Below are 16,075 nucleotides of genomic sequence, written 5' to 3'. Positions count from 1 at the left end.
TGGCACCGGCCCTGTCAGCCGATGCGGTTTTCGAGATATCCGGCCCAGCGCCACTGCACGAGTTGGAAGGCCGAGACCAGGACGAAGGTCATGGCGAGATAGATCGCTGCGGCGGTCACATAGGGTTCGAACTGGATGTAGTAATTGAGCGTGATCATGCGCGCGACGCCGGTCGTCTCGAGCAAGGTCACCGTGCTCGCCAGCGATGTGGCATGCAGCATCATGATCATCTCATTGCCATAGAGCGGCAGCGAGCGGGTCAGCATGGCGGGGATCAGGATGCGCCGCGCCTGGGCGAAGGCCGACATGCCGAAAGCCCGCGCCGCCTCGATCTCGCCGATGGGGATGTGGCGCAAGCCCCCGGCGAAGATTTCCGTGCTGTAGGCGGTGCTGTTGAGGACGAAGGCGATGAGGACGCAGACCAGGGGGCTCGAGAGCCATGGCCAGATCACGCTCTCGCGCACCAGCTCGAACTGGGCGAGGCCGAAATAGATCAGGAACAGCTGCACCAGGAGCGGCGTGCCGCGAAACACCAGCGTGTAGCCGAGAACCGCATAGCGCAAGGCGGCGATCCGGCTGTTGCGCAGAAAGGCGAGCGGCACGGCGAGACAGAACGAGATCGCCAGCGACGCGAAGGCGAGAAGCAGGGTCAGCTTCGCCCCTTGCACGTAAAGACCGAGATTCTCGGCAATGATCCCCCAGTTCATGGCGCCAGCTCCCGAAGGCCCATCTCGAAACGCCGCGCGATGAGCGTCAGCGCGGCAAGCGACAGGATGGTGACGGAGAGATAGAAGCCCGCGGCGATCAGATAGAAGGTGAAGGGCATGCCGGTCGCCTCGGCGGCGCCCTTGGCGCGGAACATCACATCCTGCAGGCCGATCAGCGAGACGAGCGCGGTCGCCTTGGCGAGGACGAGCCAGTTATTGGTGAAGCCGGGCAGAGCGAGGCGGACGAGATGCGGCAGGATGATGCGCGTGAACATGCGCCGGCGCGTCAGCCCATAGGCGACGGCCGCTTCGATCTGGCCCTTGGGGATATTCTGCAAGGCCGTCTTGAAGGTCTCGGTCATATAAGCACCGAAGATCAGGCCCAAGGCCGCGATTCCGGCCGCGATCGGCGAGAACTCGATGCGCATGTCCCAGCCCAGCGCGTCGATCGCCTGGTTGAGCAGCGCCGGGACGCTGTAATAGACCAGCAGCATCACAACGAGATCCGGGATGCCGCGAACGATGAATGTGTAGAGAGCCGCGGTGTGGCGCAGCGCCCGGCTGCGCGACAGCTTGGCGAAGGCGGCCGCGAGGCCCAGCACCGTGGCGAGGAGCAATGAGGCGAGGCCCAGCAGCAGGGTGGTGGCCCCTGCCGCCAGGATCGTCGTCGCGAACTCGGCGACGACACCGGTCATTCGCCGAAATATTTCGCGTTGAGGGCCTTGAGCTGGCCGTTTTCACGGATGATGGCGAGGCCCTTGTTCACCTCTTCGACAAGCTTGGTGTTCTTCTTGTTGATGGCGATAGCGACGCCTTCGCCGAATTCCTTGGCGTCCTTGCCGGTATATTCGGGCCCGACGAGCTCATAATCCTTGCCCGCCTCGCTCTTGAGGAAGCTGTGGATGATCTGGGCCTGATAGCTCATATGCAGATCGGCACGGCCGGCGGTGAGCTCGAGATAGGGCGCGCTGCCGGTATCGTAACGCTTGATCACCGCTCCCGGAATGTGGCTGGTGACATAGGCGTCCATCGGCGTGCCGGTCTGCACCGCGATCGTCTTGCCCTTCAGGCCTTCCGGCGTGAATTCGAAGGACGATCCCTTCTTGGCGACGAAGCGGAAGATCGGATGATCGTAGATATCGCTGAAGGCGATCACCTGCCGGCGCTTCTCGGTGACGGTGAGCTGCGAGATCAGCGCGTCATACTTGCCGTCGATGAGGCCCGGAATCATGCCGTCCCAGGCGGCGTTGAAGATGTTGCAGTCGAGCTTGGCCGCGGCGCAGACGGCTTCCATCAGCTCGACGTCATAACCGATGAGCTTGCCGTTGGAATCGATCGATTCGAAGGGTGGGAAGGTGGCGTCGGTGGCGATGTCGATCTTGTCCGCGGCACGGGCGGCGCCAAAGGTGGCCGCCAGGATCATGGCGGCGCACAGGGATTTCAGGCTGGTCTTCATGGTTCGTCCTCCGGGGTTGATTTTCGTATGTTCAGTGTGGGAGCCGTCCAGCCAGGAACTGCTGCAGCCGCGCGCTGGCCGGCCGGGCGAACAGCGCTTCCGGCTCGCCCTCTTCTTCGACGCGTCCCTGGTGAAGAAAGACGACACGGCTCGAGACATGGCGCGCAAAGCCCATTTCATGCGTCACCACCACCATCGTGCGCCCTTCCTCGGCGAGCGACTGCATGACACGCAGGACCTCGCTGACGAGCTCCGGATCGAGCGCCGAGGTCGGCTCGTCGAAGAGCATCACGTCGGGATTCATGCTGAGGGCGCGGGCGATCGCCACACGCTGCTGCTGGCCGCCCGACAGATGCGCGGGATATTTGCCGAGCACGTCGTTGGTGAGGCCGACCTTCGCCAGATTGGCCCTGGCGCGCTCGACCGCTTCCTTGCGGCTAAGGCCGAGCACGCTGATCGGCGCCTCGGTGACATTCGACAGGACCGACATATGCGACCACAGGCAGAAATTCTGGAACACCATCGCGAGCTTGCCGCGCAGGCGCCGCAGCTGATCACGGTCGGCGGCCCTCAGCAGCCCGTCACGGTCCCTCACCGTCTTCAGCACCTCGCCGGCGATGGCCACTTCGCCACTGGCCGGACGCTCGAGAAAATTGATGCAGCGGAGCAAGGTGCTCTTGCCGGAGCCGCTCGCGCCGATGACGCTGACGACGTCGCCCGCCTTCGCCTGGAGCGAAACGCCTTTCAGCACGTCCTGCGCGCCATAGGATTTATGGATGTCCGTCACGCTGAGTTTCAGCATTGTCCCCTGCCCTGCTCAGCTTCTTATGGACAGGAGGCCGTCCGGCGCAAATGACGAATCATCATCCGACACATGACGAGGGATCATGTATCGCGGGCATCTTCAGGGAAGCGTTTCCCACGCGGCGTTGCGGCCGAAGCGCGCCAGGAGCCAGCGCAGGAACAGGCGCGAGGCCGAGCGCGACAGGCTGGCCGGGTTGCAGACCACGTGCCAGCCGCCGAAGGCGTCGATTGCGAAGGGGAATGGCTTGATCAGAAGGCCGCGTTTCAGGTCGGAGCCCGAGAGCGTGTCGCTCACCAGGGCGACGCCGGTTCCGTTGACCGCGAGATCGATCGCCATGCCGAGATCGCTGCAATAGAGATGGCGCATCTCCAGCTCGAGGCCCGGCGTGCCCGCCTCCAGGAACCATCGCCGCCATTCCGAGCCGTCATCCCGGTGCAGCAGCATGGTGTGGCGAAGATCGGAGGGCTGGGTGATCGGTCCACCGATCCGCTCGAAGACGATGGGGCTGCAGACCGGCGTGACATTGACATGCGACAGGAGCGCCGACCAGCGCTCGGGCCAGCCACCCGATCCGAAAGAGATGCCGATGTCGATGTCGCTCAGCTGATGGACGCGCTCGTTTTCGACGAGACGCACATGGCATTCGACCGAGGGATGGTCGAGGCAGAACTCGTTGAGATTGTGGGCGAGCCATGTGCTGGCGAACATCGGCGGACAAGCGATGTCGAGTCGCCCTCCGACCTGATCGGCCTCGGCGAGGCGCATGGCGGCGGCGAAAACATCTTGCAGGGCGGTCGAAACGACATTGGCGAAGGCGCGGCCGGCATCGGTCAGGACGACGCCTCTGCCGACCTTCGTGAACAGGTCGCAGCCGAGCGCCTCCTCGAGACGGCGGATCTGATGGCTGACGGCGCTGTCGGTCAGATTGAGTTCGACCGCGGCTTTCGCCAGGCTCTGATGCCGCGCCGCCGCCGCGAAGGTCCGCAAGGTCGGCAGCGGCAGGTTATGCAGATCGATCACTGCCCCGCCCGCGCTCTGCCATCATGACGATGCCTTGGCCACCTTCGCCCGCTCGATCGCCTCGACGATCATCTGCTCGGCGGCCGCCGCATCGCCCCAGCCCTTGACCTTGACCCATTTGCCGGTCTCGAGGTCTTTATAGTGCTCGAAGAAATGCTGGATCTGCTGGAGCGTGATCTCCGGCAGGTCGGTGTAGTTATGCACATTCTCATAGCGCCTTGTGAGCCGCGGCACCGGCACGGCGACGATCTTCTCATCACCGCCCGCCTCGTCCTGCATGAACAGCACGCCGACCGGGCGCACCGCCACCAGGGCGCCCGGCACGATGCCGCGCTGATTGGCGATCAACACGTCGCACGGGTCGCCGTCGAGCGACAGAGTATGCGGGATGAAGCCGTAATTGCCGGGATAACGCATCGACGTATAGAGGAAGCGGTCGACCACCAGCGTGCCCGCCGCCTTGTCCATCTCATATTTGATGGGTTCGCCGCCGACCGGCACCTCGACAATGACATTCACCTCTTTGGGTGGATTCTTGCCGATCGATATGGCATCTATACGCATGGAGAGGCACCTCTAGAAAACGTCAGTTGAGGCCTTCTTTGCATGAAATGCCATCTCTTTCCAATAGCCCTGACGGTCTTCGCCTCTGCCGCGACGGCACAGGAAAATACCAGTATTTACAGTGACTTGAACCTCAAGAAGTGCGAGCAGCTGGCCTTGTTCGAGGATGAGGGCGGGGGCGGCGAATGGCTGTGCAAGGGCATCAAGGACTTCGACGTCCGCGTCTGGGAGGGCGATCTCCGCAGCTTCGTCGGCTTCGGCAGGCAAGCGCCGGCGCAATGCGCCGCGATGCAGACCTTCGGCGCCTTCAATTCCCTGGGGCCGCGCGTCGAATGGCGACTGAAGGACGGCAAGCCTTTCGCCACCATCCTGCGCTGGTTCACGGAGCAGAGTGCTGACGAGGGCGCCCCCGTCAAGCAGAACTGGCTCGTGGTGACCAAGCTCGACGGCAAGACCGCCTGCCACATCGCCTATGTCGACACCAAATATACCGAGGCCAATGAAGTGGCCCGCCAGCGTGCCGATGAACGCGCCGCCGCTTTCGACTGCGCCAAGGACATGCCGGAGATTTTTTCCGCGCGCGGCGGCAGCGCCACCGACTATGCCAGCGGCATGCCCTGTCCCGGCGGGCCTTATCGGGAAGAATGAAATCCACCTCTCCCCGCTTCGCGGGGCGAGGGTGTTTTCAATCGCGCTTCGTATGATGAATCGTCTCGCGCAGCGCCCGCCTCAGGCCATGGATCTGATCGACCAGATTGAGGATCACGTCGATGCCATCGTCATTGACGCCCATATTCTGTTTCAGGTCGCAGATGAGATCGCAGCGTGCCTGATGGGCTTCCGACAGTGGCTCGCCGATGGCACTCTCCTCGATACTGATCCAGCCGGCTGCCACCCATTCGCGCAAAGTGTCCTCGTCATACCGGGCTGCGAAGACGATTGTGGTTTTCTGGACCATCTCACACCCCCATCGCCCGGCGCGGATCTTGAGCTTTGTCCTTGCTCCAGCGCGCGATGAATTCCTCGAGCTCGGCATCGGGCTTTTCCGGCAGCATCACTTTCAGCGTCACATACTGATCGCCCGTGCCGCCGCCAGCCTTGGCGACGCCTTTGCCCTTGAGGCGCAGCACCGTGCCGCTATTGGCGCCCTTCGGGATATTCAGCATGACGTCGCCTGAAGGCGTCGGCGTCTTGACCTTAGCCCCCAGCACCGCTTCGGCGAGCGAGACCGGCAGCTCGATGCGGATATCGTCATTGTCGCGGGTGAAGAACGGGTGCGGGCGCACCTCGATCTCGATCAGGGCATCGCCGGCATCACCGCCATTATAGCCGGGCCGGCCCTTGCCCTTGAGACGCAAGGTCTGCCCGTCGCGCGTGCCGGGCGGAATGGTGACGGTGATCTCGGACCCGTCGGGCAGCGCCAGCTGCGGCTTGGCGCCGTTCACGGCGCTCAGGAAATCGACGGCCAGATGATAGCGCACATCACCGCCGCGCATCTTCATCTTGGCGCCGCGCCGGCCGAAGATCTCCGACAGCACATCCTCGTCGCCGAAATCGGCATAACCTTGCTCGAAGCCCTGTCCGCCGGCCTGGCCACTTTCGGCGAAATCACGGTAGTAACGCCGCTGCGGCTGCGGTTTCTCCGCCCCCGAGGCATCGATCTCGCCGCGGTCGTAGCGGGCGCGTTTTTCGGCATCGCCCAGGAGATCATAGGCGACGGACACATCCTTGAACTTGTCCTCGGCGCTCTTGTCACCGGGATTGAGGTCGGGATGGTGTTTCTTGGCGAGGCGGCGATAGGCCTTCTGGATATCATCCGCGGAGGCGTTCTTGCTGACGCCCAGGATTTCATAGGGGTCGGTCATGCCGGAAATGTAGCGATGTTCCGGCAGATCGACAACAATGGGTTAAGTTACGCCGCGCTCTCGGCTTCCTTGGCGCGGCTGGCGCGCTTGCGCTCATGCGGGTCGAGCAGCGTCTTGCGCAGACGAATCGACTGCGGCGTCACCTCGACGAGTTCGTCCTCACCGACATAGGCCAGCGCCTTTTCCAGCGTCATGCGGATCGGCGGGATGAGCAGCAAGGCATCATCCTTGCCGGAGGCGCGAACGTTGGTGAGCTTCTTGCCCTTGAGCACATTGAGCTCCAGGTCGTTGCCGCGCGTGTGCTCGCCGATGATCATGCCGGCATAGACTTTCATGCCCGGGTCGATGAACATCGGGCCACGGTCCTGCAGGTTGAAGATCGCATAGGCGACCGCCTCGCCATCGCCATTGGAGATGAGCGCGCCGGTGTGGCGACCCGGAATCTCACCGACATGCGGCGCGTAATCATGGAAGAGACGATTCATGATCGCAGTGCCGCGCGTATCGGACAGAAGCTCCGACTGATAGCCGATGAGGCCGCGCGTCGGGGCATGGAACATGATGCGCTGGCGCCCGGCGCCCGACGGACGCATGTCCTTCATCTCGGCGCGGCGCTCGGAAAGTTTCTGCACCACGATGCCGGTGAAATTCTCATCGACGTCGACGATCACTTCCTCGATCGGCTCGAGCCTCTGGCCGGTCTCTTCGTCGGTGCGGAACACCACGCGCGGCCGGCCGACGGTGAGCTCGAAACCTTCACGCCGCATCGTCTCGATCAGGATGCCGAGCTGCAATTCGCCGCGGCCCGCAACCTCGAAAGCATCGGTTTCATTGATCGACGCCGTCACGCGCAGGGCGACATTGCCCTCGGCCTCGCGGAACAGGCGATCACGGATGACGCGGCTCTGCACCTTGTCGCCTTCCTTGCCGGCGAGCGGCCCGTCATTGATGCGGAAGGTCATGGTCAGGGTCGGCGGATCGATCGGTTGCGCCTTGATGGGTTCGCTCACCGCGACGTCGCAGATCGTGTCGGCCACCGTGGCCTGGGTCAGTCCGGCAATGGCGACGATGTCGCCGGCCTGGACTTCATCCACCGGCTGGCGCTCGAGCCCGCGGAAGGCCAGCACTTTCGAGATGCGGCCTTGCTCGACGAGCTTTCCGTCGCGCGCCAGCGCCTTGGCGGCCTGGTTCGACTTGACGGACCCTGAGCGGATACGCCCGGTGAGGACGCGGCCGAGGAACGGATTGGCCTCGATGGTCGTCACCAGCATGCGGAACGGGCCTTCCTCGACGACCGGCGGCGCCACATGGCGGACCACCAGGTCGAACAGAGGCGCCATCGAATCCTGCGGACCCTCCGGCTTATCGGCCATCCAGCCTTGCTTGGTGGAACCGTAGAGAATGGGGAAATCGAGCTGCTCGTCGCTCGCGTCGAGAGCCGCGAACAGATCGAACACCTCGTTCACCACTTCCACATGACGCTGGTCGGGACGGTCGATCTTGTTGATGGCGACGATCGGCTTGAGGCCGATCTTGAGCGCTTTCTGCAGCACGAATTTGGTCTGCGGCATCGGCCCTTCGGCGGCGTCGACGAGGAGCACGGCACCGTCCACCATATTGAGGATGCGCTCGACCTCACCGCCGAAATCGGCGTGGCCCGGCGTATCGACGATATTGATGCGGGTGTCTTTCCAGACGAGCGAGGTCACCTTGGCGAGAATGGTGATGCCGCGCTCTCTTTCGAGGTCGTTCGAGTCCATGGCCCGCTCGGCGACCTTCTGATTGTCGCGGAAGGCGCCCGACTGGGCGAGGAGCCGGTCGATCATGGTGGTTTTGCCATGGTCGACATGGGCGATGATGGCGATATTGCGCAGTTTCATGGCGCGCTGACTTTCCAGAAAAAATCTGTCACAGCCACATTGACCTTAGGAGACCCCCAAAGCCCGAAACATGGCCAATTTCGATAGAGAAGGGCGGGATCTGCGCGAAAACCGGTCCGTTTCCGCCCTCCTGCCCTGGATTCGGGCCGGGGCTTAGCACGGTCCTGGCTTCAAAGCGAGCCCATTTTCGGGGCATTTTCGGGGCGTTAATAGGCCATCAGGCCGAGGACCCATAACCAGATAACCGTGACGGCGAGGCTCGCCAGCGTCATCGGGATGCCGGAACGCGCAAAATCCATGAAACTCAAGGAAGCGCCTTGGGCCTTGGCCCGCTCGGCGACGATGATATTGCACATCGACCCCGTCAGCAGCAGGTTGCCGGCGAAGGTCGAGAGCAGCGCCAGGCCCGCCAGCACGCCTTCGGGCAGCGCCGGCAGAAGCTTCAGGATCAGGATCACCGCCGGCACATTGCCGATGGTGTTCGAGGCGGCGAGCGTCACCGGCAGCATCACCGACAGGCGCTCAGGGACGATGCCGAGGCTTGCAAGCCCGGCCAGCGCCTCCTGAGCGAGGCCGGTCTTGGCGAAGGCCTCGGTGACGCCGAAGAGGCAGATGAAGAGCAAGAGGAGGTGCCAGTCGACGGAGCCGATCATCTCGCGCGAGGAAAGCCGGCGTGACAGCAGCAGGCAGCCGGCGACCGCCAGCGCGCTCAATTCGCGCGGCAGCGGCGTGAGGAAGAGCACGATCAGGGCGACGATCGCGACGAGGCCCTTGGCGGTCTGGAACTTGTTGATTGTCACCGGTTCGGCCGGCACCGCCACGGGTGGTGCGGCGAGCGCCGGGCGCCAGGTGGCGAGCACCGCCCAATAGACGAAGACCAGCGAGGCGAGAACCGGCGGCAGGGCGATGAGGAGATAACGCCAGAAATCGAGCCCGCCGGCCTGGCCGATCAGGATATTCTGCGGATTGCCGATCAGCGTCGCCGCCGATCCGGCATTGGCTGCCCCCGCCAACGCCACGAGATAAGGCCGTGCATCGAGCTTCTGCGCGAGGAGCCCGACGCAGATGAGCGGCGTGAAGGCGAAGACGATGACGTCATTGGTGAGGATCGCCGACAGGAGACCGGTGACGGCGATGAGGACCGCGAGCAGAACCTTCGGATTCTGCGCCGCATGCGTCACGCGCGCCGCGACGAGGCCATAGAAGCCGGACTGCTCGAACTGCGCCGAGAGGATCATCAGCGCGAAAAGGAGCGCGATGGTCGGCATGTCGACGGCGCTGCCCGCTTCGGCGAGGCTGAGATCGCCCGAAGCCAGGAGCACGATGAGCCCAAGCAGCGCCACGCCGGTGCGCTCGACGGCGAGCCCCGGCACCCGGCCGAGCGCCATGCCGATATAGACGAGGACGAAGACGGTGACGGCGAGGGAGGTCAAGGATGGCTGCGATCAAATGGAGAGGATGATGGGATGTATCATGCCTCTCCGGATCGCAAAATAGCTCCGTCATCCCGGCGAAAGCCGGGACCCATTCAATGAGTTCAACCGGGCGGCGCTGCCCGCGTGGCCTGAATTTAATGGGTGCCGACTTTCGCCGGCATGACGGTGATTTTCTTCACCCCATCCGCTCGGGATCGAGTGTCACCTTGTAGAGTTCCTTGTCGTCGCGATCCATGAGCCGGACCGTCATCTGCTCGGTCTTATCGTCGATATCGACGATGCCGAAGAACTGGAGGCCGGCCGAAGGCGGCAGGTTCTGGCCTTGTTCGGCCGTCGGTCCCTTCACGAATTTGAGCTCAGGGCCGAAGGTCATGTCGAGATCATTGGGCCCGAAAGTGCCGGCATGAAGGGGGCCTGAGACGAATTCCCAGAACGGCGCGAAGTCCTGGAACTGCGCCTTGTCGGGATTGTAGTAATGCGCCGCGGTGTAATGCACGTCCGCCGTGAGCCACACCACATTGGGGATGCCGGCCACCTTGACGAATTTGAGGAGTTCCGCGATTTCCAGCTCGCGGCCTTTCGCCGGCCCCTGATCGCCATTCGAGATGGCCTCAGCGCCTTTCTTCTCCTTGCCATTGTCCCAGACGATGACGCCGATCGGCATGTCGCAGGCGATCACTTTCCAGGTCGCTTGCGAGGCGGAGAGGCCGCGCTTCAGCCAGCGCATCTGCGTTTCGCCCAGGATGTGCGAGGCGGGCGTGAGCTCGGTCTCCAGCGACGGGCCGTTGGGTCCGCGATAGCTGCGGAGATCGACGAAGAAGATATCGAGCATCGGGCCATAGGAAATCTTGCGATAGACGCGGCCCGGCTCTTCCGGGATGTAGCGGATCGGCGTCATCTCGTGGAAGGCGCGTCCGGCCCGGGCCGACAGCACGCCGATCGACTTCTCCTTATAGCGGTCGTCCTTGCTCAGATCCTTCGACGCCGACCAGTTGTTGGTCACCTCGTGATCGTCCCACTGGAAAAATGTCGGCACCTTGGCATTGAAGGCCTTCAGGTTTTCGTCATGCAGATTGTATTTCCAGCGGCCGCGATATTCATCGAGCGTCTCGGCGACCTTCTCGACGCCTTCCGCCACGATGTTCTTCCACACGCCGCCTGACGCGATCTCCGCTTCCGCCTTGATCGGGCCGTCGCAATAGACGGTGTCGCCCGAGTGGATGAAGAAATCCGGATTGTGCTTGGCCATGGTGGCATAGGTCTTCATACCGCCATCGTCGGGATTGATGCCCCAGCCCTGGCCGGCGGTATCGCCCGACCACACGAACCGCAGCGCCCGCCGGCTCGCCGGTGCTGTACGGAACTGGCCGACCACCGGCTCGCTCACGCCGTTCACATCGGCGAGATCGACGAAGTTGAGGCGATAGAAGATGGTCTGATCGGGCGGCAGGTCGGCGAGGAGACGTTTCACCGCGAAATCCGATTCCGGCAAAGCGTTGATGGGCGCGAGGCGGGTCGCATCGGCGAAGCTCTCGGTCGTCGCCACCTCGACCTGGAGCCGCGACGGCCGGTCGCTGCGCGCCCAGATCATGCCGGATGTCGCATCGACATCACCCGACTGCACGCCATGGCTCACCACCGGACGCGCCGCCGCGCGGCTTAGAGAGGGCATGGCGAGGCCGCTCGACAAAGCGAGCGCACCAAGCGCGGATGATTTCATGAATTTGCGGCGGTTGACGGTCAAGCGCATGGCGAGCCTCCTGTCTTTCGGATGGGGAGGCCGACATTCTCCGACTCGTGTCACAAAGCGATGACGACACAATGAGCGGCAGCTGTGGGCGCATGCCGCGACGGACAATTGACAGGCATCGGAGCGCGGGTCTCTTATAGAGCTATCTTGAGGCCTATGGTTCCAAGGCCAAGGAGGTTCAGCGATGTCGATTGATCCCCGCAATTGGATGTGGAACGAAGCCTGCGCTTTCATCGAGCGCGCCGAGAATCTGCACCGCCACTTCTTCCAGCCCCAGCTCACCGACGCGCCGGCGGCGAGCTGGGTGCCGCCCATCGACATATTCGAGGATGATGACAACGTGATCCTGGTCGTGGCCTTGCCAGGCGTCGCCCCCGACGATCTCGACATCCGCATGGACGGCTCCACCGTCGTCATTCGTGGCCGGCAGCATCTGCCGCGGCTCGCGCGTAACGCCCTCATCCATCGTCTCGAAATTCCCCATGGCGGATTTGAACGGCGGGTCCATCTGCCGGCCGGCTGGGGTCCCACCAGCAGATCCGAATTCAAGGACGGCCTGCTGACCCTGGTCTTCGGCCGCGAAGACATCTGACCGACAGGTGGATCATGCCCGACACAGTTTCCCAACCGAATCAGGCACGCAAACCCGAAGCCTTTCCGCCGCTTCCTGACGATGCGTTGGCCATCCTCCCGGCCCGGCAGGCCGTGCTGTTTCCCGGCATCGTACTGCCGCTGACGCTCAACCGGCCGGCTTCGATCGCCGCCGCCCAGGAGGCCGTCCGGCACGAGAGGAACATCGCCGTCCTGTTGCAGCGCGACCCTTCCGTCGACGAACCGATGGAAGAGCAGCTCTATCGCGTCGGAACCGCAGCGGAGATCCTGCGCTATGTGACCGCGCCGGACGGGACGCATCATCTGATCTGCCGGGGCGTCCGCCGCATCCGTATCATGGATTATCTGTCGGGCTATCCCTTTTTGGCGGCGCGGGTCGAGCAGATCGGAACGTCCGAGGTCTTCACGCCCGCGATCGAGGCGCGCGTTACGCTCCTGAAGCAACGCGCCCAGGAAGCTCTGCAATTGCTGCCGAATTTCCCGGCCGAAATGGGTGCTGCGATCGAAGGGCTCGATTCGCCCTCGGCGCTGGCCGATTTCGTCGCCGGCGTCAGTGACGCGAAGCCCGCCGAGAAGCAGGAGATCCTCGAAGCGGTCGATGTCACGGAACGGCTCGACAAGGTGCTGGCGATGATCGGCGAGCGCCTCAAGGTACTGCGCCTGACCAAGGAGATCGGCGATCAGACTCAGAGCTCGCTCTCCTCCCAGCAGCGCCAGCACATATTGCGCGAGCAGCTGCGCCAGATTCAGAAGGAGCTCGGCGAAGGCGACGAGAAATCGGCCGAGATAGCCGAGCTCGGCGAGCGGATCGCCAAGGCGGAGATGCCCAAGGAGGCAAAAGAGCAGGCAGACAAGGAGCTGAAACGGCTGGAACGGATGCCGGAGGCGGCGGGCGAATATGCCATGATCCGCACCTATCTCGACTGGCTCATCGACCTGCCCTGGTCGAAGCTCGCGCCGGAACGCATCGACATCGCCGAGGCGCGGCGCATCCTTGACGAGGAGCATTTCGGACTAGAGAAGGTCAAGCGGCGCATCCTGGAATTTCTCGCCGTGCGCAAGCTCAATCCGGACGGTAAGAGCCCCATCCTGTGCTTCATCGGACCGCCGGGCGTCGGCAAGACCTCGCTGGGCCAGAGCATCGCCCATGCGACGGGGCGCAAATTCGCGCGCATCAGTTTGGGTGGCGTGCATGACGAGGCTGAGATCCGCGGCCACCGCCGCACCTATATCGGCGCCCTGCCCGGCAACATCATCCAGGCCATGCGCCGGGCCGAGATCCGCAATCCCGTTCTGATGCTGGACGAGATGGACAAGCTGGGCTCCGGTTTCCAAGGCGATCCGTCCTCCGCTTTGCTCGAAGTCCTTGACCCCGAGCAGAACTCGACCTTCCGCGACAATTATCTGGCGGTGCCTTTCGACCTCTCAAAAGTCATGTTCATAGGCACCGCCAACATGGCCGACACCATTCCGGGACCGGTCCGCGACCGCATGGAGATCATCGAGATCCCGAGCTATATCGACGAGGAGAAGCTCGAGATCGCCAAGCGTTATCTGGTGAAGCGCCAGCTCGCGGCGGCGGGCCTCGACGCTTTGCAATGCGAGATCACCGACGCGGCGCTCAGCCGCATCATCCGCGACTACACGCGCGAGGCCGGCGTCCGCAATCTCGAACGCGAGATCGGCGCGGTGTGCCGGCACGCCGCCATGCGAATAGCCGAGAAACAGGACGAAAAGCTCCGCGTCACCGAGGATAATCTCACCAGCATACTCGGACCGCCGCGCTTCGAGCGCGAGAGCGCGATGCGCACCAGCGTGCCAGGCGTCGCCACCGGCCTCGCCTGGACGCCGGTCGGCGGCGACATCCTGTTCATCGAGGCGACGCGCACGCCAGGCAATGGCAGGCTCGTCCTCACCGGCCAGCTCGGCGATGTCATGAAGGAGAGCGCCCAGGCCGCCTTGACGCTCGCCAAGGGACGCACCGCCGAACTCGGCGTCGCCAGCGACAGCTTCGAGAAATCGGACATCCACATCCATGTGCCGGCAGGCGCCATTCCCAAAGACGGACCAAGCGCCGGCGTCGCCATGTTCACGGCCCTGGCTTCGCTTCTCACCGGCCGCACCGTGCGCAGCGACACGGCCATGACCGGTGAGATCTCATTGCGTGGTCTGGTGCTGCCGATCGGCGGCGTGAAGGAGAAAGTGCTGGCGGCAATCCGCGCCGGCATCACCACGGTCCTCTTGCCGGCACGCAACCGCAAGGATCTGGAAGACGTTCCGGAAAGCGCCCGCCAGCATGTCCGCATCGTCTGGCTCGACACGGTAGAGGATGCCGTCGCCGCCGCCTTGGAGGCGCCGGGCGCAGCATCGCTGGCAAGTGACGCCACGCCGGACTCCGATAGTCAGAGGCGCGCCGCGCGGCCGAATGATTTACCCTGACTATTCCTTCCGCTCCGGATCGAGCGTGACCTTGTAGAGTTCCTTGTCGTCGCGATCCATGAGACGGACCGTCAACTGCTCCGTCTTGCCGTCGATATCGACGAGGCCGAAAAACTGCAGGCCGGCTGAGGGCGGCAGGTTGACGCCCTGTTCCTTAGTCGGCGCCTTCATGAATTTGACTTCCGGCCCGAAGGTCTTGTCGAGCTCATTGGGCCCGAATGTACCGGCATGCAGGGGGCCGGAGACGAATTCCCAGAAGGGCGCGAAATCCTGGAACTGCGCCTTGTCGGGATTGTAGTAGTGGGCGGCGGTATAATGCACATCCGCCGTCAGCCAGACGACATTGTGGATTGCCGACCCCTTGATGAATCTCAGCAACTCGGCGAATTCGAGCTCGCGGCCCAAGGGTTTGCCGTGATCGCCATTGGCGACAGCCTCGATGCCTTTTCTTTCCTTCCAGTCGTCCCAGATGATGAGGCCGATCGGCATATCGCAGGCGATCACTTTCCACGTCGCCTTCGACGAGGCAAGCTCGCGCTTGAGCCACATCATCTGGGTCTCGCCGATGATGCGCGCTTCCGGTGTCAGCTCGGTTTCGAGCGAGGCGCCATTCGGGCCGCGATAGCTCCTGAGATCGACAAAGAAAATGTCGAGCAGCGGTCCATAGGAAATGCGGCGATAGATGCGTCCCGGCTCTTCTGGAAAATAGCAGATCGGCGTCATCTCATGAAAAGCGCGCGCCGCCCGCTCGGCCAGCTTGGCGATCGACTTCTCCTTGTAGCGGTCGTCCGCCTTGAGATCCTTGCCCGGCGACCAGTTGTCGATGACGTCGTGATCGTCCCATTGAAAATAGGTCGGCACCTGCGCATTAAAGGCGCGCAGATTTTCGTCGAGCAGATTGTATTTGAAGCGGCCGCGAAACTCCTCGATCGTTTCGGCGACCTTGCCCACCCCATCCTGGACGATGTTCTTCCACACGCCGCCGCCCGGGAGCTGCACTTCCGGCTTGATCGGCCCGTCGGCATAGATCGTGTCGCCGGAATGGATGAAGAAATCCGGATCATGCCGCGCCATGGTGGCATAGGTTTTCATGCCGCCATCGTCGGTATTGATGCCCCAACCTTGCCCGGCCGTATCGCCCGACCAGACGAAGCGCACATTGCGGCGGCTCACCGGCGCGGTGCGGAAGCGGCCGATGAGCGCCTGGCTCTTGGTGCCGGTATAGGAGAGATTGGCGAAGCGCAGGCGATAGAAGATGGTCTGATCGGGCGGCAGGTCGACGAGCAGATGCTTCACGGTGAGATCGCGCGCCGGCCGCGCATCGAGGCTCGCCACCCTGACCGCATCCTTGAAGCTCTCGGTGGTGGCGACCTGGACATGAAGCCTTGCCGGCCGGTCGCTGCGCGCCCAGATCATGCCCGATGTGGCATCGACATCGCCCGCTTGCATGCCATGACTGAGCTCGGGGCGCGAGGCCGCATGGCTGATGGCCGGCATGGCGAAGGCCAGTGATCCGGAAGCTGATGACAGGAGGAACTTGC

Annotated in this window: 15 protein-coding genes; 3 read left to right on the top strand and 12 right to left on the bottom strand. The window is 63.4% G+C overall.

Features of this window, described 5'->3' with window-relative positions:
• Nucleotides 1-14: 14 nt before the first annotated feature.
• From JHL16_RS01170 to ppa, 6 genes are all read right to left on the bottom strand, one after another.
• Entirely contained in the window at nt 15-707 is a 693-nt protein-coding gene (locus JHL16_RS01170; protein ID WP_200183067.1) for an ABC transporter permease, read from the bottom strand.
• Nucleotides 704-1,402, bottom strand: coding sequence for an ABC transporter permease (locus JHL16_RS01165; RefSeq protein ID WP_200183066.1), 699 nt, complete (start codon nt 1,400-1,402; stop codon nt 704-706). The genes JHL16_RS01170 and JHL16_RS01165 overlap by 4 nt, the downstream gene beginning before the upstream one ends.
• Nucleotides 1,399-2,163, bottom strand: a complete 765-nt coding sequence (locus JHL16_RS01160; RefSeq protein WP_200183065.1) for a transporter substrate-binding domain-containing protein — start codon at nt 2,161-2,163, stop codon at nt 1,399-1,401. The genes JHL16_RS01165 and JHL16_RS01160 overlap by 4 nt, the downstream gene beginning before the upstream one ends.
• 31 nt (nt 2,164-2,194) lie before the next feature.
• Nucleotides 2,195-2,965: an ABC transporter ATP-binding protein gene (locus JHL16_RS01155; protein ID WP_200183064.1), complete on the bottom strand. Its 771-nt coding sequence runs from the start codon at nt 2,963-2,965 to the stop codon at nt 2,195-2,197.
• 102 nt (nt 2,966-3,067) lie between these two features.
• On the bottom strand, nt 3,068-3,988 hold the full coding sequence (locus JHL16_RS01150) for a LysR substrate-binding domain-containing protein (RefSeq protein ID WP_200183063.1): 921 nt from the start codon (nt 3,986-3,988) through the stop codon (nt 3,068-3,070).
• Nucleotides 3,989-4,009: 21 nt separating this feature from the next.
• Entirely contained in the window at nt 4,010-4,552 is a 543-nt protein-coding gene (gene ppa, locus JHL16_RS01145) for an inorganic diphosphatase (protein ID WP_200183062.1), read from the bottom strand.
• Nucleotides 4,553-4,678: 126 nt separating this feature from the next.
• On the opposite strand from ppa, the gene JHL16_RS01140 reads away from it, so the two are divergent.
• Entirely contained in the window at nt 4,679-5,200 is a 522-nt protein-coding gene (locus tag JHL16_RS01140; RefSeq protein ID WP_200183061.1) for a hypothetical protein, read from the top strand.
• A gap of 37 nt (nt 5,201-5,237) precedes the next feature.
• Here JHL16_RS01140 and JHL16_RS01135 read toward each other — a convergent pair whose 3' ends face one another.
• The 5 genes from JHL16_RS01135 to JHL16_RS01115 form a co-directional block, all read right to left on the bottom strand.
• On the bottom strand, nt 5,238-5,510 hold the full coding sequence (locus tag JHL16_RS01135; RefSeq protein ID WP_200183060.1) for a chaperone modulator CbpM: 273 nt from the start codon (nt 5,508-5,510) through the stop codon (nt 5,238-5,240).
• A 1-nt stretch (nt 5,511) separates the two neighbouring features.
• Nucleotides 5,512-6,417 carry a DnaJ C-terminal domain-containing protein gene (locus tag JHL16_RS01130; protein WP_200183059.1) on the bottom strand — a complete coding sequence of 302 codons (906 nt, stop codon included), beginning with the start codon at nt 6,415-6,417 and terminating at the stop codon, nt 5,512-5,514.
• A 47-nt stretch (nt 6,418-6,464) separates the two neighbouring features.
• Nucleotides 6,465-8,297 carry a translational GTPase TypA gene (gene typA / locus JHL16_RS01125; RefSeq protein ID WP_137856641.1) on the bottom strand — a complete coding sequence of 611 codons (1,833 nt, stop codon included), beginning with the start codon at nt 8,295-8,297 and terminating at the stop codon, nt 6,465-6,467.
• A gap of 206 nt (nt 8,298-8,503) precedes the next feature.
• The gene (locus JHL16_RS01120; RefSeq protein WP_200183058.1) at nt 8,504-9,730 is read right to left on the bottom strand and encodes an SLC13 family permease; all 1,227 of its coding nucleotides are present in this window, start codon (nt 9,728-9,730) and stop codon (nt 8,504-8,506) included.
• A gap of 178 nt (nt 9,731-9,908) precedes the next feature.
• Nucleotides 9,909-11,483, bottom strand: a complete 1,575-nt coding sequence (locus JHL16_RS01115; protein WP_200183057.1) for an alkaline phosphatase D family protein — start codon at nt 11,481-11,483, stop codon at nt 9,909-9,911.
• 184 nt (nt 11,484-11,667) lie between these two features.
• Between JHL16_RS01115 and JHL16_RS01110 the strand changes: the two genes are divergently transcribed.
• The gene (locus JHL16_RS01110) at nt 11,668-12,075 is read left to right on the top strand and encodes an Hsp20/alpha crystallin family protein (protein WP_200183056.1); all 408 of its coding nucleotides are present in this window, start codon (nt 11,668-11,670) and stop codon (nt 12,073-12,075) included.
• A gap of 14 nt (nt 12,076-12,089) precedes the next feature.
• The gene (gene lon / locus JHL16_RS01105) at nt 12,090-14,534 is read left to right on the top strand and encodes an endopeptidase La (RefSeq protein ID WP_200183055.1); all 2,445 of its coding nucleotides are present in this window, start codon (nt 12,090-12,092) and stop codon (nt 14,532-14,534) included.
• Here lon and JHL16_RS01100 read toward each other — a convergent pair whose 3' ends face one another.
• Complete coding sequence (locus JHL16_RS01100; protein WP_200183100.1) at nt 14,535-16,031, bottom strand: alkaline phosphatase D family protein; 1,497 nt, start codon at nt 16,029-16,031, stop codon at nt 14,535-14,537. It abuts the gene before it with no gap.
• Between the last annotated feature and the right edge of the window lie 44 nt (nt 16,032-16,075).

The sequence above is a fragment of the Taklimakanibacter albus genome (assembly GCF_016595235.1).
GTDB classification, from domain to species: Bacteria; Pseudomonadota; Alphaproteobacteria; order Rhizobiales; family Aestuariivirgaceae; genus Taklimakanibacter; species Taklimakanibacter albus.
This window is presented reverse-complemented; position numbering and strand designations above follow the sequence as displayed.